We start from the raw sequence: 22,225 nt of genomic DNA, 5'->3' as shown, positions 1-22,225 counted from the left end.
TCCGCCGCGAACGGAGCGATCTTCGCCTCGGCCAGCGAACGCACCGCCTCACGGAGCATCCCGTGCTCCTCGGAGATACGGAAGAGATCGAAGTCAGCCGCGCCTGCGCCGCCCGCCATGTTGCCCGCCTCGCCAGTGATCGAAGTCAATTCGGGTTAACTACCGTTCAGTAGAGATCCTAGGGCTCCGACCTGCGGCTGCCTAGCGTTCCCCGTGACCGGGCGATCCCTGCCGACTCCGGCGGGCGGATAGCATCAGGTGCACCCGTACAGGTCGAGTCCGCACAAAGGGGAACCCGTGACCCTCCGCATCTCCGTGATCGGCACCGGCTACCTCGGCGCCACGCACGCCGCCGCGATGGCCGAGTTCGGCTTCGAGGTGCTGGGCCTGGACATCGACCCCGACAAGATCGCCACGCTGACCGCCGGCCGGGTGCCGATGTACGAGCCGGGCCTGTCCGAGCTGTTGCTCAAGCACGTGGCCGGGCACGAGGGCTCGACCGGCCGGCTGCGCTTCACCAGCTCCGTCCAGGAGGCCGCCGAGTTCGGCGACGTGCAGTTCATCTGCGTCAACACCCCCCAGCGCAAGGGCGAGTTCGCGGCCGACATGTCCTACGTGGACACCGCCATCGACGACCTCGCGCCGTACCTGACCCGCCCGGTCCTGGTGGTCGGCAAGTCCACCGTGCCGGTCGGCTCGGCGAGCCGGCTGGCCGAGCGGCTGGCCGCCCTGGCCCCGGTCGGCGCGGGCGCCGAACTCGCCTGGAACCCGGAGTTCCTGCGCGAGGGCTTCGCCGTCCGGGACACCCTGCGGCCGGACCGGATCGTCGTCGGCGCCCACAGCGAGAACGCCGAGCGGCTGCTGCGCGAGGTGTACGCCGAGCCGATCGCGGCCGGGGTGCCGTTCATGGTCACCGACTACGCGACCGCCGAACTGGTCAAGGCCGCCGCCAACTCCTTCCTGGCCACCAAGATCTCCTTCATCAACGCGATGGCCGAGGTCTGCGAGGCGGCCGGCGCGGACGTCACCCAGCTCAGCAAGGCCCTCGCCCACGACGAGCGGATCGGCGGCAAGTTCCTCAACTCCGGCCTCGGCTTCGGCGGCGGCTGCCTGCCCAAGGACATCCGCGCCTTCATGGCCCGGGCCGGCGAGCTCGGCGCCGACCAGGCGCTGACCTTCCTGCGCGAGGTCGACTCGATCAACATGCGCCGCCGCTCCCGGATGGTCGAACTGGCCCGCGAGCAGTGCGACGGCGGCTTCCTGGGCCGCCGGGTGGCCGTCCTGGGCGCCGCGTTCAAGCCCAACTCGGACGACATCCGGGACTCCCCCGCGCTCAACGTCGCCGCCCAGATCCAGCTCCAGGGCGCCCAGGTCACCGTCTACGACCCCAAGGCCGTGGACAACGCCCGCAAGATGTTCCCGTCGCTCGCCTACGCCTCCTCGGCCCTGGAGGCCGCCGAGGGCGCCCACGTCGTCCTGCACCTGACCGAGTGGAGCGAGTTCCGCGAGCTGGACCCGGCGGCGCTGGGCGCCGTCGTCGCCGAGCGGCGACTGCTCGACGGCCGCAACGTGCTGGACGCCGAGGCCTGGCGCGCCGCGGGCTGGACGTACCGCGCCCTCGGCCGCCCCAGCTGACGGCGGCCCCACCGCCGGACGGGCGCTAGCCGAACCGGCCGGCCAGGCCGAGGCGGGGGATCTCGATGGCGGGGCACTTGTCCATCACCATCGCGAGCCCCGCGGCCCGCGTCCGCTCGTACGCGGCCTCGTCGACCACGCCGAGCTGGAACCAGACGGCCGCGGCGCCGATCGCGGCCGCCTCGTCCGCGACCCCGCCGGCGAGGTCCGAGCGGACGAAGACGTCCACCACGTCGACCTCGAACGGGACGTCCGCCAGCGAGGCGTACCCCTGCTCGCCGTGCACCGTCTCCGCCTTCGGGTGCACCGGCACGATCCGCTTGCCGAAGCGCTGCAGCACCTCGGCGACGCCGTACGCCGCTCGCCGCCGGTTGGACGAGAGGCCCACGACGGCCCAGGTGTCACCCAGCTCGGTAAGGATCCTCCGGACCGTCTCCGGGTCGCCGTACATGTCCTGCCTCCTCGCAGCCGGGAACTCACCGGAGCCAGCGCCACCGCGGCCCCGGCCATTCCCGGCCGCCGTCAGCACGGGTCGGTGCGGGTCGGCACCGTCGAGCCGGACGGTCGGGTCAGACCTCCCCGTCCCCGGCGCCGTCCAGCTGCGCGATGGTGGCGATGGACGGGCGGCGGCGCGCCCGCAGCCCGGCGGCGGCCGACTCGGCGTCGCGCAGCACGCGGACGGCGTTGTGCCAGGTGAGCTTGGCGAGGTCGCCCTCGGACCAGCGGCGGCGCAGCAGCTCGGCGACCAGGTTGGGGTAGCCGGCCACCGAGTCCAGGCCCTCGGGCAGGAAGGCGGTGCCGTCGAAGTCCCCGCCGATGCCGATGTGGTCGATACCGGCGACCTCGCGCATGTGGTCGAGGTGGTCGGCGACGGTGGCCGGGGTGGCGGCCGGCCGCGGGTTGTCGGCCTCGAAGGCGCGCTGGCGGTCCATCGCGGCCGGCGTGGTGTCGAGCGGGTGGAAGCCGTGGGCACGCATGTTGGCGTCGGCGGCGAGGGTCCACTCGATGGCGGCGGGCAGGATGAACTTGGGCACGAAGGTGGCCATCGCCACGCCGCCGTTGGCGGGCAGCTGGGCGAGCACGTCGTCGGGGACGTTGCGCGGGTGGTCGCAGACCGCGCGGGCGGAGGAGTGCGAGAACACCACCGGCGCCTCGGTGACCCGCAGGGCGTCGCGCATGGTGTCGGCGGAGACGTGCGAGAGGTCGACGAGCATGCCGAGCCGGTTCATCTCCCGGACGACCTCCTCGCCGAAGCGGGTCAGGCCGCCGGCCGCCGGCTCGTCGGTCGCGGAGTCCGCCCACGGGGTGTTGTCGTTGTGGGTGAGCGTCAGGTAGCGCACGCCGAGCTCGTACAGGGCCCGCAGGGTGGCGAGCGAGCAGTCGATGGAGTGGCCGCCCTCGGCGCCCATCAGGGAGGCGATCCGGCCCTCGGCGCGGGCGGCCTCCATGTCGTCGGCGGTGCGGGCGAGCCGGAGCCGGTCGGGGTAGCGCTCGACCAGGGCGTGGACGAAGTCGATCTGCTCCAGGGTGGCGCTCACCGCGTGGTCGCCGGCCAGCCGGGTGGGCACGTAGACGGACCAGAACTGCGCGCCGACCCCGCCCTCCGCGAGGCGGGCGAGGTCGGTGTGCAGGCGGTCGCTCTGGTCGGCGGCGAGGTCGAGCGCGCCGAGGTCGTACCCGGCCTGTTCGCGCATGGCCCACGGGAGGTCGTTGTGGCCGTCCACCACGGGGGCGGTGCGCAGCAGGGCCCGGGCGCGGTCCAGCGGGGCGGGGGAGTCCGGCTCAGAAGTCATGTGAGCCGTTCTACCCCACCCGCCCCGGCGGTCGGCCTACTTGCCGAAGCCGAAGGAGGAGGATCCGGCCACCTTGGCCCGGAGCTTCTTGCCCTTCTCGGTGGCCTGGTTGTTCAGCTCGGCCTGGAACTCGGTCATCCGCTCGGTCAGCTCGGGGTCGAAGGCGGCGAGCATGCGCACGGCGAGCAGGCCGGCATTGCGCGCGCCGGCCACCGAGACGGTCGCGACCGGCACGCCGGCCGGCATCTGGACGATGGAGAGCAGGCTGTCCATGCCGTCGAGGTAGCGCAGCGGCACCGGCACGCCGATGACCGGCAGCGGGGTGACGGAGGCGAGCATGCCGGGCAGGTGGGCCGCGCCGCCGGCGCCCGCGATGATCGCCTTCAGGCCGCGTCGGTGGGCGTTCTCGCCGTAGGCGACCATCTCGCGCGGCATCCGGTGCGCCGAGACGACGTCGACCTCGTAGGGGATCTCGAACTCGTCGAGGGCCTGGGCGGCGGCCTCCATGACGGGCCAGTCGGAGTCCGAGCCCATGACGATGCCAACAACCGGGGATGTCATTCGGTGATCGTTCCTCGCAGGTAGGCGGCCGCGTGGCGGGCTCGCTCGCGGACGTCGTCGAGGTCGTCCCCGAAGACGTTGACGTGGCCGACCTTGCGGCCGGGCTTCACGTCCTTCCCGTACATGTGGATCTTCAGCCCGGGGTCGCGGGCCATGCAGTGCAGGAAGGCGTGGTACATGTCCGGGTAGTCGCCGCCCAGGACGTTGACCATGACGGTCCACCGGGCGCGCGGCCTCGGGTCGCCGAGCGGGAGGTCGAGGACGGCCCGCAGGTGGTTCTCGAACTGCGAGGTGACCGCGCCGTCCTGGGTCCAGTGCCCGGAGTTGTGCGGGCGCATGGCGAGCTCGTTGACCAGGATCCGGCCGTCCCGGGTCTGGAACAGCTCGACGGCGAGGTGGCCGACGATGCCGAGTTCGCCAGCGATCCGCAGGGCGAGCTGCTGGGCCTCGTCGGAGAGGGCGGGGTCGAGGTCGGGCGCGGGGGCGGTGACCTCGGCGCAGACGCCGTTCTCCTGGACGCTCTCCACCACCGGGTAGGCGACGGCCTGGCCGCTGGGCGAGCGCACGACGTTGGCGGCGAGCTCGCGGACGAAGTCGACCTTCTCCTCGGCCAGCACGGCGACGCCGGCGAGGAACGGCGCGGCCGCCTCCTCCTCGCCGTCGACGACCCAGACGCCCTTGCCGTCGTAGCCGCCGCGGACGGTCTTCAGCACGACGGGGTAGCCGTCGCCCTCCGCGGCGAACGCGGTGACGTCGGCCGGGTCGGCGACGATCCGGTGCCGGGGGCAGGGCACGCCGATGGAGTCGAGCCTGGCCCGCATGACGCCCTTGTCCTGGGCGTTGACGAGCGCGTCCGGGCCGGGGCGGACGGCGATGCCGTCGGCCTCCAGGGCCCGCAGGTGCTCGGTGGGGACGTGCTCGTGGTCGAAGGTCACCACGTCGCAGCCGGCCGCGAAGCGGCGCAGCGTGTCGAGGTCGCGGTAGTCACCGAGGACGACGTCGGAGACCACCTGCGCGGCGGAGTCCTGGGGCGTGTCGGCGAGGAGTTTGAACCTGACTCCGAGCGGGATGCCCGCCTGGTGTGCCATGCGGGCCAGTTGCCCGCCGCCGATCATGCCCACCACTGGAAAATTCACATTGCCCGGGGAAGTCACGCCGCCAGGATATCCGGGCCGGTCGGGGGTGGTGGAGCCGCTGGTGGGCGGCATGGAGCGGACGCGCGTAGATGTCAACCCGGCGCCCTCGCGGCTGAGCCGTTCGGCGGAAGCGGGTAGCCTGGACGGCTAGGTCCTGGTCTACGCGGTCCGATCATGTGCGTGCACGCAGGGCTCAAGGGACGACCGCGATGCCGCGGTCCGCCCTCTCGACCCGCACGCACATGGAGGCAGTCCGGTATGGCGACGACCGCAGCTTCGAGCACCTCGCTCGCGCAGAAACTGCGCGGGCTCTCGGGCGAAGTGGTGAAGTTCGGCCTGGTCGGCCTGAGTGGCGTGGTGGTCAACTTCGCCGTCTTCTGGATCTGCATCAACGGCCTGCACCTGGCCTCGCTGCGGTCCAACATCGCGGCCACCCTGGTCGCCATCGCCAGCAACTACCTCGGCTACCGCTACTGGCTGTACCGCGACCGCGACGCCGCCTCGCGCAAGCGCGAGATCACCCTCTTCCTGGTCTACAGCGGCATCGGCATGCTGATCGAGACCGGCGTGCTCGGCTTCTCGGTGTACGTGCTGGGCCTGGACTCGCACTACGAGCAGCTGGGCGCCAAGGTCGCCGGCCTCGCGGTGGCCACCGTCTTCCGCTTCGTCTCCTACCGGACCTGGGTGTTCAAGGAGCTGCCCGGGACGGGGCAGCCGGCGGACGCCGCCAGCGGGCAGGAGCTCGCCGAGCAGGCCGAGATGATGCTGGCCGCCGAGCAGATCCGGTACGCCAAGGCCGAGTAGGCCCCCCGCTTGCCGGACCGCCGCCCGCCGGAGGACAGTGGTGACCGAGGGCGAGCGCGGCAGGCGGACGATCGAGGCCGAGGGGGGTCCCCGGGAGGATCGCCATGGCGTTCGTCCAGATCATCGACTGCAGGACCGACAGGCTCGACGACCTCAACCGGCTGATGGACAGCTGGGCCGAGCAGACCAGGGGCCGGCGGACGGCCGGCCACGCGGTGGTCGCCACCGACCGCGCCGACAGCAAGCACGTCGTGGAGATCGTCGAGTTCGCCTCGTACGAGGAGGCGATGAGGAACTCGGGCCTGCCCGAGACCGACCGGATCTTCCGCGAGATGGTCGCGCTCTGCGACGCACCGCCGACCTTCACCGACCTCGACGTGGTCCGTGACGCGGCGTTCAACAAGGCCACCGCGGGCCGGGTGCTCGACGGGCTGGCCGCGGGCGACCTCGGCGTGATCGACGAGTGCATGACCGCCGGCTACCGCGACCACGACTACGCCAGCGAGGGCGACGCCGTCGGCCGGGCGGCCTTCAAGGAGCGCTGCAGCGGCTACCTCGCCGCCTTCGACTTCACCTTCGACGTGGAGAGCCAGATCGCCGAGGGCGACGAGGTCGCCACCCGGTGGACCTGGCGCGCCACCCAGAAGGCCGACTTCATGGGCACCGCGAACACCGGCCGGTCCGTCACCGGCCGCGGCACGACGACCTTCCGCTTCGAGCAGGGGATGATCTGCGAGGGCTGGTGGCAGTGGGACGTCATGGGCCTGATGCGCCAGCTCGGCATGATGCCCGGCTGACGGCCGCGGCTCCCGGCCCGGGGATCAGTCCGCCTGGCTGCGGCCGAGGAAGATCGCGAACACCGGCGGCCGCAGCGAGAGCAGTTCGAGCCGGCCGCCGTCCGCCTCCGCGAGGTCGCGGGCGACGGCGAGGCCGATGCCGGTCGAGTTGCGGCCGCTGACCGCGCGTTCGAACACCCGGTTGCCGAGGTCCGGCGGCACGCCGGCGCCCTGGTCCTGCACCTCGACCACCACCGAGGTGCCGGAGGGCCGCACCCGCAGGGTGATCGTCCCGGCGCCGTGCATCAGCGAGTTCTCGATCAGGGTGGCCAGCACCTGGGCGACAGTCCCCGGGGTGCCGACCGCGGTGACCCCGTGCAGGCCCTCCAGGGACAGCACCCGGCCGGTCTCGCGCAGCGACGGGCCCCACTCCTCCACCTGCTGCTTGATCACCTCGTCCAGGTCGAAGGCGACGGCGGTGGGGCTGCGCGGGTCGCGCTGGGTGGTGAGCAGCCGCTGGACGACGTCGGTGAGCCGCTCGACCTGCTGGAGGGCGATGGTCGCCTCCTCCTTGACGGTCTCCGGCTCCTCGGCGAGGGCGGTGATCTCCTCCAGCCGCATGGAGAGCGCGGTGAGCGGGGTGCGCAGCTGGTGCGAGGCGTCGGCGGCGAGCCGGCGTTCGGCGGTGAGCATCCGGGCGATCCGTTCGGCGCTGGTGTCCAGCACCTCGGCGACCCGGTCGAGCTCGGGCACCCCGTAGCGGCGGTCGCGCGGTCGTGGGTCCCCCGAGCCGAGCCGTTCCGCGGTCTCGGCGAGGTCGGTGAGCGGGCGGGCGAGCCGCTTGGCCTGCCAGACGGCGAGCGCCACCGCGGCCTGGACGGCCAGCAGGGCGACCACGCCGAGCAGCAGCAGCATGTTGGCGATCTGGTGGTCGACGTCCTCGCGGGACTGCTCGACGGTGACGACCTCGCCGCTGTTGCCGCGCTCGACGGCCTTCAGCAGGTGGTCCCCGGCCGGCCGCTCACCGGTGGAGACGACCTCCTGGCCGGGGATCTGCACCTCGACGTAGCTGCCCTCGGTGACCTGGTTGTCGAAGGCCCGGCCGGTGACCGGTTCGCCGGCGTTCAGCCGGTTCTCGACGAGCGCGAGCACCCGGACGGCGGCCGCGTCCACCCGGTCCTGGGCCGAGTTGACGATGGTGCGCTTCTCGACGAGGGCGAGCGGGACGCAGAACACCACGACCACCACCAGGACGACGCCCAGCAGCGAGTTGATCATCCGGCGTTTCACGCTGCCGCTCCCCGAGGTGTGCTGCTCCACCGGCCGGTACCCGGCCGCGATCTCCGTACGGGGCTAATTCTTCTCGAACCGGAAGCCCACCCCGCGCACGGTGGCGATGTAGCGCGGGTTCGCCGCGTCGTCGCCGAGCTTCTTGCGGAGCCAGGAGATGTGCATGTCGAGGGTCTTGGTGGAGGTCCACCAGGTGGTGTCCCAGACCTGCCGCATGATCTCCTCCCGGGTGACCACCCGGCCGGCGTCCCGGACGAGCACGCGCAGCAGCTCGAACTCCTTGGCGGAGAGGGTGAGCTCCTCCTCGCCGAGCCAGGCCCGGTGGGACTCGATGTCGATCTTGACGCCGTGCGCGCCGGTGGTGAGCTGGTCGACGTTGCCGCGCCGGAGCAGGGCCCGGACCCGGGCGAGCAGTTCGGCCAGCCGGAAGGGCTTGGTGACGTAGTCGTCGGCGCCGGCGTCCAGGCCGACCACGGTGTCGACCTCGTCCGCACGGGCGGTGAGCACCAGAACGGGGCAGCTCTTGCCGTCGGCGCGCAGGCGGCGGCAGACCTCCAGGCCGTCCATCTCGGGCAGCCCGAGGTCGAGGACGACGAGGTCGACCTCCTCGGTGAGGCCGGCGGCGAGTGCGGTCGGACCGTCCTCGCGGACGAGCACCTCGTAGCCCTCACGTCGCAGGGCCCGGGCGAGCGGTTCGGAGATCGCCGGATCGTCCTCGGCGAGCAGCACACAGGTCATGTGGTGATGGTAGTCCGCCGGGGTATGCCCGACCGCCTTGTGAGGTAGTTCACAGAGTGTGATCGTTATACAAGGACTTCCTAGCACTCAACAGACCGTTGCCAACCGCCCGTTCGGCGAAGAATTCACCTTTGGATCTTGAAACCGAAGGAAGAGGTGCCCGTCTACCATGGATAGACCGGGCAGATCTTCTGCAGGCTTTACCATTCCCATACCTAATTCGTGGCTTTTGTCATCCGATAACTCCAAATATGGCCACGTAGAGTGGTTCCGTCCACGTCCGCCGCCACCCCCCTTGGCGGACGCTGTCAGGCAAGGAACCCCTACACATGGCGTCTACGACCCTGGACGCCGACCTCGCGTCGGCCTCTCCCAGCGGCAAGACCTTCCTCGGCCACCCCCGAGGTCTCGCCACTCTCTTCATGAGCGAGATGTGGGAGCGCTTCAGCTACTACGGCATGCGCGCCCTGCTGGTGCTCTACATGACCGCCTCCATCGCGGACGGCGGCCTCGGCATGAAGATGGCCGTCGCCACCGCCATCTACAGCGTCTACACGGCGATGGTCTACCTGCTCGCCCTCCCCGGCGGCTGGATCGCGGACCGCTTCCTCGGCGCCCGCAAGACCGTGGCGGTCGGCGGCACGATCATCATGATCGGCCACTTCCTGCTGGCCGTGCCGTTCAGTGGCTCGTTCTTCGCCGGCCTCGCCCTGATCGCGATCGGCTCCGGCCTGCTCAAGGCCAACATCTCCACGATGGTCGGCCACCTGTACGACGGCCCGAACGACCCGCGCCGTGACGGTGGCTTCACCGTCTTCTACATGGGCATCAACCTCGGCGCCTTCGCGGCCCCGCTGGTCATCGGCACCATCGGCCAGAACGTCAGCTGGCACCTCGGCTTCGCCCTGGCCGGCGTCGGCATGGCCCTCGGCCTCGGCCAGTTCCTGCTCGGCACCCGCCACCTGAGCCCCAAGAGCGACGTCGTCGCCTCGCCGATCTCCGCGGCCGAGAAGCGCGCGATCTTCACGAAGGCCGGCATCTGGCTGGGCATCGCCGCGGTCATCTACGGCGCGCTCGTCGCGAGCGGCTCCTTCACCATCGACTGGGTGCTCTGGCCGCTGTCCATCGCGGGCATCGCGATCCCGGTCTTCGTCTTCGCCAAGGTGAAGCGCGACAAGGACCTCGACGCCACCGAGCAGTCCCGGATGAGCGGCTACATCTGGTTCTTCGTCGCCGCCGCCGTGTTCTGGATGATCTACGACCAGTCCGGCTCGACGCTGAGCATCTTCGCGGACGACCACACCGCGTCCACGCTGTTCGGGTTCGACTTCCCGTCCAGCTGGTTCCAGTCGCTCAACCCGCTGTACATCATGGCGCTGGCCCCGGTCTTCGCCTGGTTCTGGGTCGCCCTGGCCCGCCGGTCGAAGAACCCCAGCACCACCACGAAGTTCGCCTTCGGCCTGCTGATGATCGGCGCCTCCTTCATCGTCATGATGCTGGCGATGGCCGCCGCCACCGGCGGCACCAAGGTCACCCCGCTCTGGCTGGCCATGGTCTACCTGGTCCAGACCGTCGGTGAGCTCACGCTCTCCCCCGTCGGCCTGTCCGTCACCACCAAGCTGGCGCCCACCAAGTACGCCAGCCAGATGATGGGCGTCTGGTTCCTCGCCGTCACCGCGGGTGACTGCGTCGCCGCCATCTTCCAGCTCGTGCTGGGCGACGACGTGGTCGGCAGCACCTCGTACTTCGCGGTGCAGGGCGCCATGGCGATACTCGCCGGTGTCGCGCTGTGGCTGTACCGCAAGAGGGTCGTCAAGCTCATGGGCGACGTCCACTGACGTCCTGACGACCGGGCACACGCTCCGGGGCCGGTGCGGATTCCTGAGATCCGCGCCGGCCCCGGCCGTTTTCCCCCGCCTCCCGCGGCCCGCCCGCACGGCCCGACCGGCGGGTCCGGAAATCCACTCGACCGCGGCGGGCCCGGTCTGCCTATGGTGCCCGCCATGCCGACCGACTCCCTCCCCCGCCAGCTCGCCCGCACCCGGCGCCTCACCCTGGGCGCGCCCACCCAGCCCCTGATCACCGCCGACGGCACCACCGTCCTGTTCCTGCGAAGCCGGGCGGGCACCGACCCGGTCGCCCGGCTCTGGGCGCTCGACACCGCCACCGGCGCGGAACGCCTGGTCGCCGACCCGGCCGCGCTCGGCGAGGGCGGCGGCGGGCTCCCCGAGGCCGAACGGATCCGCCGCGAACGCGCCCGGGTCGCGGGCTCCGGCATCACCGCCTTCAGCACCGACGCCACCGGCCGGCTCGCCGCCTTCACCCTCGGCGGCTCCCTCTGGCTCGCCGACGCCGCCGCGGGCACCGTCCGCGCCGTGCCGACCGCCCCCGGGGTGTACGACCCGCGGATCGACCCGACCGGCCGCCGGATCGCCTACTCCTGCGACGGCGCCCTGCGGGTGGCCGACCTCGACGGCGGACCCGATCGGGCGCTCGCCGAACCGGAGGCCGAGGAGGTGACGTACGGCGTCGCCGAGCACGTCGCCGCCGAGTCGATGCACCGCGACCGCGGCCACTGGTGGTCCCCGGACGGCACCGCGCTGCTGGTCGCCCGCGTCGACCCGCGCCCGGTCGGCCGGCTCTTCCTCGCCGACCCGGCCGAGCCGCAGCGGCCGCCGCGCGCGATCCGCTACCCGCTGGCCGGCACCGCCAACGCGGAGGTCTCGCTCTGGCTGCTCGGCGTCGACGGCGGCCGCACCGAGGTCCGCTGGGACCGCGAGGCCCACGAGTACCTCACCGCCGCCGGCTGGGACGCGCACGGCCCGTACGCCGCCGTCCAGAGCCGTGACCAGCGCACCCTGCGCACCCTCGCCGTCGAACCGGACGGCACCACCCGGCTGCTCGCCGAACGGCGCGACGAGCACTGGGTCGAACTCGTCCCCGGCCTGCCGGTGCGCACCGCCTCCGGAGCACTCGTCGACGCCGCCGACCTCGACGGCACCCGGCACCTCACCGTCGACGGCGTGCCCGTCACCCCGCCCGGGCTGCAGCTGGCCCGGGTGCTCGGGACGGACGGCGAGCAGGTGCTCTTCACCGCCCAGGACGATCCCGTCGAGACCCACCTCTGGAGCCACCACCCGGCCGAGGGCGTCCGGCGGCTCAGCGAGGGCCCGGGGCTGCACACCGGCACCCGGCGCGCCGGCACCCTGGTGCTCACCACCCGCCGGGCGGGCCACCCCTCCGGCCTCGGCACCGTCCACCGCGACGGCCGGGCCTTCCCGCTCACCTCGTACGCGCAGCCGCCGGTGCTCACCGCCCGGCCCGAACTGCTCCGCCTCGGCCCGCGCGACCTGCGCGCCGCGCTGTACCTGCCCACCGGCCACCGGGCCGGCGCGGGGCCGCTGCCCGTCCTGCTCGCCCCGTACGGCGGGCCCGCCCAGCAGATCGTCGACACCGGCGGCCAGTGGTACGACCTGCTGGCGCAGTGGTACGCCGACCAGGGCTTCGCGGTGCTGGTCGTCGACGGCCGCGGCACCCCGGGGCGCGGCCCGCACTGGGAGAAGAGCGTCCGGGGCGACAAGGCCGGCCCCGCCCTGGAGGACCAGGTCGACGGCCTGCGGCAGACCGCCCGGCTGCGGCCCGGCCTGCTCGACCTCGACCGGGTCGGCATCCGCGGCTGGTCCTACGGCGGCTACCTCGCGGCGCTCGCCGTGCTGCGCCGCCCGGACGTCTTCCACGCGGCCGTCGCCGGCGCGCCGCCCACCGACCAGCGGCTGTACGACACCCACTGGCAGGAGCGCTTCCTCGGCCACCCCGCCGAGCACCCCGAGCACTACGACGCCTGCTCGCTGATCGCCGACGCGCCGCGGCTGGTCCGCCCGCTGCTGCTGGTGCAGGGCCTCGCCGACGACAACGTCCTGCCCGTCCACGCCCTGCGGCTGTCCGCGGCCCTGCTCGCCGCCGGCCGCCCGCACGAGGTCCTCCCGCTCTGCGCCACCACCCACACCCCGAGCGACGAGTCGGTGGCGGAGAACATCCACCACCACCAGGTGGAGTTCCTGAGGCGCTCGCTGGGGCTCGCCCGCGGCTGACCGGCCCCGGGCGTGACGGAGCCCCCGCGCCGGCCACCCCGGCGACGCGGGGACTCCCCCGTGCGGTGCTCAGACCTCCCGCACGCCCGACCGCCAGACCGCCGCCGTCAGCGGCACGCCCGGCCGGTAGGCCAGGTGGACGTGCGAGGGGGCGTCCAGCAGCAGCAGGTCGGCGCGCGCACCGACGGTGACCGACCCGACGTCGGTGCGCCGCAGCGCGTGCGCACCGCCGGCCGTGGCCGCCCAGACCGCCTCGTCCGGCGTCATGCCCATCTCGCGCACCGCGACCGCGATGCAGAACGCCATCGAACTCGTGAAGCTGGAGCCCGGGTTGCAGTCCGTGGAGAGCGCCACCACGGCGCCCGCGTCGAGCAGCCGCCGGCCGCTCGGGTACTCGGCGCGGGTGGAGAACTCGGCGCCCGGAAGCAGCGTCGCCACCGTCCCCGAGCCGGCCAGGGCCGCCACGTCCTCGTCCGTCAGGTGGGTGCAGTGGTCCGCCGAGGCGGCACCCAGCTCGACGGCGAGCTGCACGCCGGGGCCGTGGGAGAGCTGGTTGGCGTGCACCCGGGGGGTGAGGCCGCGCTCGATGCCCGCGGTCAGCACGGCCCGTGCCTGGTCGCCGTCGAAGGCGCCCTTCTCGCAGAACACGTCCACCCAGCGTGCGTGCGGCGCACAGGCGTCCAGCATCTCGCCGGTGACCAGGTCGACGTACCCGGCCGGGTCGTCGGCGTACTCGGGCGCGACCACGTGCGCGCCCAGGTAGGTGGTCTCCGGGGTGTACTGCGCGGCGATCCGCAGCGCCCGGGCCTCGTCCGCGACGGTCAGCCCGTAGCCGGACTTGCACTCGATGGTCGTGGTGCCCTGCCGCAGCGCCTCCCGGACGAACCGGGCCAGGTTGGCGTCGAGTTCGGCGTCGCTCGCGGCCCGGGTGGCCGCCACCGTGGTGCGGATGCCGCCCGCGCTGTACGACTGCCCGGACATCCGGGCGTTGAACTCGGCGGTGCGGTCGCCCGCGAACACCAGGTGCGCGTGCGAGTCGACGAAGCCGGGCAGCAGCGCCCGCCCGGCCGCGTCGAACCGCTCGTCGGCGGCCGGTGCCTGGGCCGCCGGGCCGACCCAGGCGACGGTGGCGCCGTCCAGCACCACGGCCGCGTCGGTGAGCAGGCCGAGCGGCCCGGTGCCGGACCCTGGGTCGTTGGTGACCAGGCTGCCGATGCCGGTGATCAAGGTGCTCAAGACAACGCCTTCCGAACGGGGTTGGGGATACGGATCAGCAGCTCAGCGCGCCGATGGCGGCGCCCAGGGCGCCCGGCACGTCCGCGACCAGCTGGTGCACGCCGTCCCGGACGACCTGCCGGCCGCCGACCACCACGTGCCGCACGTCGGCGGCGGAGGCCGCGAAGACGGCCGTCTCGGCGCCCAGCCGGGGCGGCGGCCCCGCGGTGCGCACCGAGTCCAGCGCGATCACGGTGAAGTCGGCCAGGGCGCCGGCCTCGACCCGGCCGGCCTCCGGCCAGCCGAGCGAGGCGTGCCCGTCCTCGGTGCCGGCCCGCAGCAGGGCGGCGGCCGTCCAGTGCCCGCGGGTGCGGGTGCGCAGCCGCTCGTCCAGCTCCAGGGCGCGGGCCTCCTCGAACGGGTCGATGACGGCGTGGCTGTCACTGCCCAGGGTGACCGGGCAGCCCGCGGAGGCCAGCCGGCGGGCCGGGCCGATGCCGTCCGCGAGGTCCCGCTCGGTGGTGGGGCACATGCAGATGGTGGTGGACGTGTCGGTGAGGAGCCGGACGTCCTCGTCGGTGAGGTGGGTGGCGTGCACCGCCGAGGTCCGCGGGCCGAGCGCGCCGTGGTCCGCCAGCAGCCGGGTCGGGGTGACGCCGTGCGCGGCGAGGCAGGCCTCGTTCTCGGCGGTCTGCTCGGACAGGTGGACGTGCAGCGGCGCCTTGCGCGCCGCCGCCCACTGCGCGACGGTGCCCAGCTGCTCGGCCGGCACGGCCCGCACCGAGTGGATGGCGGCGCCGATCCGGGCGTGCTCGCGGGGCTTGAGCGCGTCCGCCCGCTCGGCCCAGGCGTCGGCGTCGCCGTCGCTGAACCGCTGCTGGGGCTTGGTCGGCTCGGCGCCGAAGCCCGCGGACAGATAGCAGGTGTCGAGCAGGGTGATCCGGATGCCGGCCCGCGCGGCGGCCTCGATCAGCGCCTCGCCCATCGCGTTGGGGTCGTCGTACCGGGCGCCGCCGGGCGCGTGGTGCAGGTAGTGGAACTCGCCGACGGCGGTGATCCCGGCCAGCGCCATCTCGGCGTAGACGGCGGTGGCGAGCGCCAGGTAGCGGTCCGGGTCGAGCGCCCCGGCGAACCGGTACATGGTGTCGCGCCAGGTCCAGAACGTGCCGGAGCCGACCTGGACGTGGCCGCGCAGCGCCCGGTGGAAGGCGTGCGAGTGGGCGTTCGCCTGGCCGGGCAGCAGCAGCCCGTCGAGGCGGACGGCGCCGGGCGGGCAGGGCCCGCTCTCCGGCGTCACCGCGGTGGTCCGGCCGTCGGGGCCGACGGCGATCAGCACGTCCCGCTCGACCACCGGACCGTTCGGGTGGGGCAGCCAGGCGTACTGCGCCCAGTAGGTCACTGACACGCCAGGTCCTCCAGTACGTCGGCGAGGGCGGTGACGCCGGCCAGGCAGTCCGCCTCCTCGGCGTGCTCGGCCGGGGAGTGCGACACCCCGGTGGGGTTGCGCACGAACAGCATGGCGGTCGGGATCGCCGACGCCAGGATCCCGGCGTCGTGTCCCGCCCCGGTGGGCAGCACCGGGGCGTCCAGCAGCTTGGCGAGCCGGTCGCGCAGCGGGCCGTCGAAGTCCACCACCGGGGTGTAGGACTCCCGGGTCAGCTCGACCCGGACGCCGTCGCGCTCGCCGCGCTCGGCGGCGGCCTGCTCGATCTCGTCGACCAGCGCGGCCAGGGTGCGCTCGTCGGCGGCCCGGGAGTCCAGCCAGCCGCGCACCAGCGAGGCGATCGCGTTGGTGCCGTTGGGCTCGACCGCGACCTTGCCGAAGGTGGCCAGGGCACCCGCCAGCCGCGCCTTCTTGCGGGCGGAGAGCACGGTGTTGGCGTACGTCAGCATCGGGTCGCGGCGGTCCTCGATCCGGGTGGTGCCGGCGTGGTTGGCCTCGCCGTGGAAGTCGAACCGCCAGCGGCCGTGCGGCCAGATCGCGCTGGCCACGCCGACCGGCTGCTCCTCGGTGAGGAGGCGGCCCTGCTCGACGTGGAGTTCGACGAAGGCGCCGATCCGGGCCAGCCGGTCGTCGTCCGCGCCGAGCGCGGTCGGGTCGTAGCCGGCCCGCTCCATCGCGTCGGGCAGCCGGACGCCGTCGGCGTCGCGCAGCTCGTACGCCTGCTCACGGGAGAGCACGCCGGCGGAGAGCCGGGAGCCGATGCAGGCCACGCCGAACCGGGCGCCCTCCTCGTCACCGAAGTTGACGATCGCCAGCGGACGGTCGAGCTCCGCTCCCCGGCCGCGCAGCTCGTCCAGCGCGGCGAAGGAGGAGACCACGCCGAGCGGGCCGTCGAAGGCGCCGCCGTCCGGGACGGAGTCCAGGTGCGAGCCGGTGACGACCGCCCCGCCCGCGGCCGGATCGCCCAGCCAGGCCCACTGGTTGCCGTTGCGGTCCAGCTCGTAGGTCAGGCCGCGGTCACGGGCCTGCTGTTCGAACCAGGCGCGGCACTCGGCGTCGGCGAAGTTCCAGGCGAAGCGGCGGTAGCCGCCGGAGGCGGCGGAGCGGCCCACGGGGAGCAGCTCCGCCCACATCTCTTCGAAGGAGGACGTCACGCGACCGCCTCGCCGCGCCCGGCACCCGCGTCGCGCACCGCGCGGCCCTTCAGGCTCCGCTCGCTCACAGCTCGCCCATCGGGACGCGCACGCCGCGCTCGTCGGCGACCTCGACGGCCCGGTCGTAGCCGGCGTCGACGTGCCGGATGACGCCCATGCCCGGGTCGTTGGTGAGCACCCGGCGGATCTTCTCGCCGGCCAGCGCGGTGCCGTCGGCGACGGTGACCTGACCGGCGTGGATCGAGCGGCCGATGCCGACGCCGCCGCCGTGGTGGATGGAGACCCAGGACGCGCCGGAGGCCACGTTGACCATGGCGTTGAGCAGCGGCCAGTCGGCGATGGCGTCGGAGCCGTCCAGCATCGCCTCGGTCTCGCGGTACGGGGAGGCGACCGAGCCGCAGTCCAGGTGGTCGCGGCCGATCACGAGCGGTGCGGACAGCTCGCCGGAGGCGACCATGTCGTTGAAGCGCTCGCCGGCCTTGTCGCGCTCGCCGTAGCCGAGCCAGCAGATGCGCGCCGGCAGGCCCTGGAAGTGCACCTTCTCCTGGGCCATCTTGATCCAGCGGGCGAGCGACTCGTTCTCCGGGAAGAGGTCGAGGACGGCCTTGTCGGTCTTGTGGATGTCCTGCGGGTCACCGGACAGCGCCGCCCAGCGGAACGGGCCCTTGCCCTCGCAGAACAGCGGGCGGATGTACGCGGGGACGAAGCCGGGGAAGGCGAACGCCCGGTCGTAGCCGGCCAGCTGGGCCTCGCCGCGGATCGAGTTGCCGTAGTCGAAGACCTCGGCGCCGCGGTCCTGGAAGCCGACCATGGCCTCGACGTGCCTGGCCATCGACTCGCGCGAGCGGGTGGTGAACTCGGCGGGCTTCTCGGCCGCGTAGGTCGCCATGTCGTCGAAGTCGACGCCCACCGGCAGGTAGCTCAGCGGGTCGTGCGCGCTGGTCTGGTCGGTGACGATGTCGATCGGCGCGTCCATCGCGAGCAGCTGCGGGAACAGCTCGGCGGCGTTGCCCAGCAGGCCGATGGAAAGCGGCTGGCGCTTGTCGCGGGCGGCGGTGGCGAGCTCCAGCGCGTGGGAGAGGTTCTTGGCCTCGACGTCCAGGTAGCGGTGCTCGATCCGGCGGGAGATCCGGGACGGGTCGCAGTCGATGCAGATCGCCACGCCGCCGTTCATGGTGACGGCCAGCGGCTGGGCGCCGCCCATGCCGCCGAGGCCGGCGGTGAGGGTGATCGTGCCCTCGAGGGTGCCGTCGAAGCGCTTGTTGGCGACGGCCGCGAAGGTCTCGTAGGTGCCCTGCAGGATGCCCTGGGTGCCGATGTAGATCCAGGAGCCGGCGGTCATCTGGCCGTACATGGTGAGCCCGAGGCTCTCCAGGCGGCGGAACTCCTCCCAGTTGGCCCAGTCGCCGACCAGGTTGGAGTTGGCGATGAGCACCCGCGGCGCCCACTCGTGGGTCTGCATGACGCCGACCGGGCGGCCGGACTGGACCAGCATGGTCTCGTCCTGCTTGAGGGTCTCCAGGGTCCGGACCATGGCGTCGAAGGAGCGCCAGTCCCGGGCCGCCTTGCCGGTGCCGCCGTACACCACCAGCTTGGAGGGGTGCTCGGCGACCTCGGGGTCGAGGTTGTTCATCAGCATCCGCAGGGCAGCCTCCTGCTGCCACCCCTGCGCCGTCAGCCCCGTACCGCGTGCCGCACGCACCTCGCGCGGACCGCTCACCTGCTGCTGCACCATGTCCTGGCCTCCCTGCGGATGATTTCATTCAGACTTGGCTCGACTGAATATATCCAAACATTCAGTCCTCGACCAGACCCCTGGGCAATCCGATCAGCCCCGGCCCGCACCGGCCCCCAGGCACGCCGAAGCGCCCGTCCCGACACGTCGGAACGGGCCTGCCGGGCGGGCCTCAGGCGGCCGCGCCGCCGTCCCAGTCGATGCCGATCTCGGCGAGCCAGCGGCGGTCGTCGGCGTCGGGCGCGGGCGGGGACGGCGGGCGGGGGATGTTCTGCACCGGGCCCAGGCCGTACTTCTCGACCGCCTCCGCGGCGGCCCGGGCGTCCGGCTCGATGACGCCGACGTGGACGGCGGAGTCGTCTCCCGGATCGAGGACGGTCAGTTCGGGATCGGGCAGGCGCCGCAGGGTGACGCGGCGTCCGCAGGTGGGGCAGGACCATTCGTCGGCCCCCGAGGCCAGGCGGGCGACGAACTTCATCTCGTGGATCACGCGCATGGGCGGCACCCCCTGCAGTAGGGGATGCCCGGGTTCGTGACGACTACTCACGATCCGGCCCACTGCGGGCGCGCCCACCGGGCGGGGCCGGCGCCCGGGCAGGGCCCCCGCCCGGGCGGGGCCGCGCCTACTCCAGGAACAGGCCGCGCGCCGCCGCCGACTGCTCGATGGCCTCCAGCCTGGCCTCCGCGCCCGGGATCTCGTCGCACATGCTCTGCAGCAGCACCCGGCCGAGCATCATCGGCGCGCACGCCGTGTCGAAGACCAGCCCGGTGCCGACGGCGGCCGGCAGCATCAGGTCGGAGAGCTTGGCGACCGGCGCGAAGGCGCTGTCCGCGACGGTCAGCACCGTCAGACCGCACTCGCGGGCCACCGCCAGCGCGTCCATCAGCTCCCGCGGGTAGCGCGGCAGGGCGAAGCAGAGCAGCGCGGTGGCGCCGGCGGCGCTCGCCTGCTCCAGCCGGTCGGCGAGCATGCTGCCGCCCTCGTCGAGCAGCCGGATGTCGGGGTGCACCTTGGCGGCGAAGTAGGCGAAGCCGCGCGCCTGCGCGGAGGCCGCCCGCAGTCCGAGCACCGGCAGCGGCCGGGAGGCGGCGAGCAGCCGGGCGGCCCGGATGATCGGCTCGGGGTCGGCGAGCAGCTCGGCGAGGTGGCGCAGGTGGGCGATCTCGGCGAGCACCGCCTGCTGGTGCTCGTTGCGCACCGCGTCGTCCGGGGTCTCCGGGGCGACGGCCTCGCCCGCGCCGAGTTCGCGCAGCTGCCGGCGCAGCGCCGGGTAGCCGTCGTAGCCGAGGGCGACCGCGAAGCGGGTGACGGAGGGCTGGCTGACCCCGGCCAGCTCGGCGACCTCGACGCTGGAGAGGAACGGCGCCTCGGTGGCGTGCCGGACCAGGGAGTGCGCGATGCGCCGCTGGGTCGGGGTGAGCCGGTGGCCCTCGAACAGCTGGAGCAGCCGGGAGGAGGGGCCGACCGAGCCGGCCTCGTCGATGGCGGTCATCAGCGGTACCTCCGGGTGCGAGCGGTTCGGACGACGACTGTGCAGCAGCGCGTCGCGCCTGGCAAAGACGTCTCGTACGGCGGAACGCCGCGTGGGACGTCCCGAGGGGCGGACGGCGGCTCGGGGTAACCCTGATTTCCCCCTGAGCCCGCCCGGATTCCCCGGCGAACGGATGGACCCGGCTCCGCCGCGGATTGCAGGCTTGCCCGTATGAACACTCGCCAGGACGAACTGCGCCGCGACCTCGACGCCACCCTGCAGGCCCGCAAGGAACTCGGCAAGGAGTACGAGTCGGAGCTGGTCGACTCGTTCCTGAGCCGGATGGAGTCCCGGATGGACGCCCGTCTGGACCGCCGGGTGGACGAGCGGATGGACGAGTACGGGCCCGCCCACCGCCACCACCCCCGCCGGCAGGGCCGGGGGCCCGGCCGCCCGGGGACCAGGCTCGCGGTGATCTCGCTGGTCCTCGGCATCCCGCTGACCGGGATCGCGAGCAGCCCGTCGGGCGGCGGCTTCGTCGGGATCCTGGTCAGCTGGGCGGGCATCGTCGGGGTCAACTTCGCCGCCGCCTTCGCCGACCGCCGGGAGCACCGCGACGAGGCGCGGCGCTCCCCGCGGAGCGACTGGGACTGACGGGGCGGGGCCGGTCGGCCTGTTCAGCGCCCCGGCGGGTGGTCAGGCCAGCGGCCCGGTGACCCCCTCCACCGCCCGGACCAGCCCGCCGGAGGCGACCAGCGCGGCGGCGGCCTCCAGGTCCGGCGAGAGGAAGCGGTCGCGGCCGGCGCCGCCGACGCCCGCCTCCCGGGCGGCGGCCATGGCGGCCGCGGTGGCCGGGGCGACGCGGCCCGACTCGTCGGCCTGCTGACGGATCTCCAGCGCCCGGGCGGCCGCGGTGAGTTCCACGGCGAGGATCCGGCCGAGGTTGTCGACGGCCTGGCGCAGCTTGCGGGCGGCCGACCAGCCCATCGACACGTGGTCCTCCTGCATCGCGGAGGACGGGATCGAGTCGACCGAGGCCGGGACGGCGAGCCGCTTGTTCTCGCTGACCAGTGCCGCCTGGGTGTACTGCGCGATCATCAGGCCGGAGTCCACGCCCGGGTCGTCGGCCAGGAAGGCCGGCAGGCCGTGCGAGCGGGCCTTGTCGAGCAGTCGGTCGGTGCGGCGCTCGGAGATCGACCCGAGGTCGGCGGCGGCGATGGCCAGGAAGTCCAGCACGTACGCCACCGGGGCGCCGTGGAAGTTGCCGTTGGACTCGACCCGGCCGTCCGGCAGCACCACCGGGTTGTCGACCGAGGCGGCCAGTTCGCGGGAGGCGACGAGCTGGGCGTGCGCCAGGGTGTCGCGGCCGGCGCCGGCCACCTGCGGGGCGCAGCGGATCGAGTAGGCGTCCTGGACGCGCGGCGCGTCGTCCTGGTGGTGGCCGGTGAGGCCGGAGTCCTTGAGGACGGCCAGCATGTTGGCGGCGCTCAGCGCCTGGCCCGGGTGCGGGCGGATCGGCGCGTGCAGCTCGGGGGCGAGCACCTTGTCGGAGCCGAGCAGCGCCTCCAGGGTCATCGCGGCGGTGATGTCGGCGGTGGTGAACAGGCGCTGGAGGTCGGCGATCGCCATCACGAGCATGCCGAGCATGCCGTCGGTGCCGTTGATGAGGGCCAGGCCCTCCTTCTCCAGCAGCTCGACCGGCTCGATGCCGGCGGCGGCGAGCAGCTCGCCGGCGGGCTTCTCCACGCCGTCCGGGCCGGCGGCCACGCCCTCGCCCATCAGGGCCAGCGCGCAGTGCGACAGCGGCGCGAGGTCACCGGAGCAGCCGAGCGAGCCGAACTCCCGGACCACCGGGGTGATGCCCGCGTTGAGCAGGGCGGCCATGGTCTGCGCGACCAGCGGGCGGACCCCGGTGCGGCCGGAGGCCAGCGTCTTCATCCGCAGGAACATCAGCGCCCGGACGACCTCGCGCTCGACCGCGGGGCCCATGCCGGCGGCGTGCGAGCGCACCAGCGAGCGCTGCAGCTGCGCACGCAGCTCGGGGCTGATGTGCCGGACGGCGAGCGCGCCGAATCCGGTCGACACGCCGTAGACGGGGCGCGGCTCGGCCGCGAGGGCGTCGATCCGGGCCCGGGCGGTCGCCATCTCGGCCAGGGCATCGGGGCCGATCTCGACCCGGGCGTTGCCCCGGGCGACGGCCAGCACGTCCTCCGCGCTGACGTCGGCCTTGCCGACCTGGACCAGCGGAGCGTCGGGGGCCACAGCACTGTGCATATCCATATACACCATCACATCAGGTGAATGGGAATATGACAACAGCTGCTCGCCATTCGGATTTTCCGCCGCCCCGTCCCGCGCCGCACGCCGGGCCGGGACGGGGC

19 protein-coding genes and 1 pseudogene are annotated in these 22,225 nt (G+C 73.3%); 6 read left to right on the top strand and 14 right to left on the bottom strand.

The genetic code is table 11. The features are described from left to right. Positions 1-119 (bottom strand): annotated as a pseudogene (locus ACIRS1_RS13115) (acyl-CoA dehydrogenase); the annotation flags it as partial. 178 nt (positions 120-297) lie between these two features. On the opposite strand from ACIRS1_RS13115, the gene ACIRS1_RS13110 reads away from it, so the two are divergent. Next, positions 298-1,635, top strand: a complete 1,338-nt coding sequence (locus tag ACIRS1_RS13110; protein ID WP_360216237.1) for a UDP-glucose/GDP-mannose dehydrogenase family protein — start codon at positions 298-300, stop codon at positions 1,633-1,635. A 25-nt stretch (positions 1,636-1,660) separates the two neighbouring features. Here ACIRS1_RS13110 and ACIRS1_RS13105 read toward each other — a convergent pair whose 3' ends face one another. From ACIRS1_RS13105 to ACIRS1_RS13090, 4 genes are all read right to left on the bottom strand, one after another. Continuing rightward, positions 1,661-2,086, bottom strand: a complete 426-nt coding sequence (locus ACIRS1_RS13105) for a CoA-binding protein (protein WP_360216243.1) — start codon at positions 2,084-2,086, stop codon at positions 1,661-1,663. 118 nt (positions 2,087-2,204) lie between these two features. Further along, positions 2,205-3,428, bottom strand: a complete 1,224-nt coding sequence (locus ACIRS1_RS13100; RefSeq protein ID WP_402838951.1) for a dipeptidase — start codon at positions 3,426-3,428, stop codon at positions 2,205-2,207. Positions 3,429-3,464: 36 nt separating this feature from the next. Beyond that, complete coding sequence (gene purE / locus ACIRS1_RS13095) at positions 3,465-3,989, bottom strand: 5-(carboxyamino)imidazole ribonucleotide mutase (RefSeq protein ID WP_360216248.1); 525 nt, start codon at positions 3,987-3,989, stop codon at positions 3,465-3,467. Continuing rightward, positions 3,986-5,125: a 5-(carboxyamino)imidazole ribonucleotide synthase gene (locus ACIRS1_RS13090; RefSeq protein ID WP_402838949.1), complete on the bottom strand. Its 1,140-nt coding sequence runs from the start codon at positions 5,123-5,125 to the stop codon at positions 3,986-3,988. The genes purE and ACIRS1_RS13090 overlap by 4 nt, the downstream gene beginning before the upstream one ends. Positions 5,126-5,383: 258 nt before the next feature. On the opposite strand from ACIRS1_RS13090, the gene ACIRS1_RS13085 reads away from it, so the two are divergent. Together ACIRS1_RS13085 and ACIRS1_RS13080 are read left to right on the top strand one after the other, a co-directional pair. After that, the gene (locus ACIRS1_RS13085) at positions 5,384-5,929 is read left to right on the top strand and encodes a GtrA family protein (RefSeq protein WP_360216252.1); all 546 of its coding nucleotides are present in this window, start codon (positions 5,384-5,386) and stop codon (positions 5,927-5,929) included. A gap of 104 nt (positions 5,930-6,033) precedes the next feature. Then, positions 6,034-6,726 (top strand): ester cyclase, encoded by a 693-nt coding sequence (locus tag ACIRS1_RS13080; protein ID WP_402838946.1) that lies wholly within the window; start codon positions 6,034-6,036, stop codon positions 6,724-6,726. 24 nt (positions 6,727-6,750) lie between these two features. On the opposite strand, the gene ACIRS1_RS13075 is transcribed toward ACIRS1_RS13080, so the two are convergent. Next, positions 6,751-7,995 carry an ATP-binding protein gene (locus tag ACIRS1_RS13075; protein ID WP_402838944.1) on the bottom strand — a complete coding sequence of 415 codons (1,245 nt, stop codon included), beginning with the start codon at positions 7,993-7,995 and terminating at the stop codon, positions 6,751-6,753. 63 nt (positions 7,996-8,058) lie between these two features. Next, positions 8,059-8,733 (bottom strand): response regulator transcription factor, encoded by a 675-nt coding sequence (locus ACIRS1_RS13070; RefSeq protein WP_030290974.1) that lies wholly within the window; start codon positions 8,731-8,733, stop codon positions 8,059-8,061. Positions 8,734-9,062: 329 nt separating this feature from the next. Between ACIRS1_RS13070 and ACIRS1_RS13065 the strand changes: the two genes are divergently transcribed. After that, on the top strand, positions 9,063-10,571 hold the full coding sequence (locus ACIRS1_RS13065; protein ID WP_360216260.1) for an oligopeptide:H+ symporter: 1,509 nt from the start codon (positions 9,063-9,065) through the stop codon (positions 10,569-10,571). 165 nt (positions 10,572-10,736) lie between these two features. Next, positions 10,737-12,824 (top strand): prolyl oligopeptidase family serine peptidase, encoded by a 2,088-nt coding sequence (locus ACIRS1_RS13060; RefSeq protein ID WP_402838942.1) that lies wholly within the window; start codon positions 10,737-10,739, stop codon positions 12,822-12,824. Between the two features lie 69 nt (positions 12,825-12,893). Here ACIRS1_RS13060 and hutI read toward each other — a convergent pair whose 3' ends face one another. The 6 genes from hutI to ACIRS1_RS13030 form a co-directional block, all read right to left on the bottom strand. Further along, entirely contained in the window at positions 12,894-14,060 is a 1,167-nt protein-coding gene (gene hutI / locus ACIRS1_RS13055) for an imidazolonepropionase (protein ID WP_402838941.1), read from the bottom strand. A gap of 34 nt (positions 14,061-14,094) precedes the next feature. Beyond that, entirely contained in the window at positions 14,095-15,444 is a 1,350-nt protein-coding gene (locus ACIRS1_RS13050) for a formimidoylglutamate deiminase (RefSeq protein WP_360216269.1), read from the bottom strand. Continuing rightward, positions 15,435-16,616 (bottom strand): allantoate amidohydrolase, encoded by a 1,182-nt coding sequence (locus tag ACIRS1_RS13045; protein ID WP_402838962.1) that lies wholly within the window; start codon positions 16,614-16,616, stop codon positions 15,435-15,437. The genes ACIRS1_RS13050 and ACIRS1_RS13045 overlap by 10 nt, the downstream gene beginning before the upstream one ends. A gap of 85 nt (positions 16,617-16,701) precedes the next feature. Then, the gene (gene hutU / locus ACIRS1_RS13040; protein WP_360216384.1) at positions 16,702-18,357 is read right to left on the bottom strand and encodes a urocanate hydratase; all 1,656 of its coding nucleotides are present in this window, start codon (positions 18,355-18,357) and stop codon (positions 16,702-16,704) included. Positions 18,358-18,544: 187 nt separating this feature from the next. Continuing rightward, a complete protein-coding gene (locus tag ACIRS1_RS13035) occupies positions 18,545-18,868 on the bottom strand; it encodes a hypothetical protein (protein ID WP_360216272.1) in 324 nt (107 codons plus the stop codon). Between the two features lie 127 nt (positions 18,869-18,995). Beyond that, the gene (locus tag ACIRS1_RS13030; RefSeq protein WP_360216275.1) at positions 18,996-19,865 is read right to left on the bottom strand and encodes a MurR/RpiR family transcriptional regulator; all 870 of its coding nucleotides are present in this window, start codon (positions 19,863-19,865) and stop codon (positions 18,996-18,998) included. 210 nt (positions 19,866-20,075) lie between these two features. Between ACIRS1_RS13030 and ACIRS1_RS13025 the strand changes: the two genes are divergently transcribed. Further along, positions 20,076-20,498, top strand: coding sequence for a hypothetical protein (locus tag ACIRS1_RS13025; protein WP_402838939.1), 423 nt, complete (start codon positions 20,076-20,078; stop codon positions 20,496-20,498). A gap of 42 nt (positions 20,499-20,540) precedes the next feature. On the opposite strand, the gene hutH is transcribed toward ACIRS1_RS13025, so the two are convergent. Next, a complete protein-coding gene (gene hutH, locus ACIRS1_RS13020) occupies positions 20,541-22,124 on the bottom strand; it encodes a histidine ammonia-lyase (RefSeq protein ID WP_402838937.1) in 1,584 nt (527 codons plus the stop codon). Positions 22,125-22,225: the final 101 nt, after the last annotated feature.

Source organism: Kitasatospora sp. NPDC101176 (assembly GCF_044768035.1).
GTDB lineage: Bacteria > Actinomycetota > Actinomycetes > Streptomycetales > Streptomycetaceae > Kitasatospora.
Note: the sequence above shows the minus strand (reverse complement) of the source record. Positions and strands in the feature narration are given on the sequence as shown.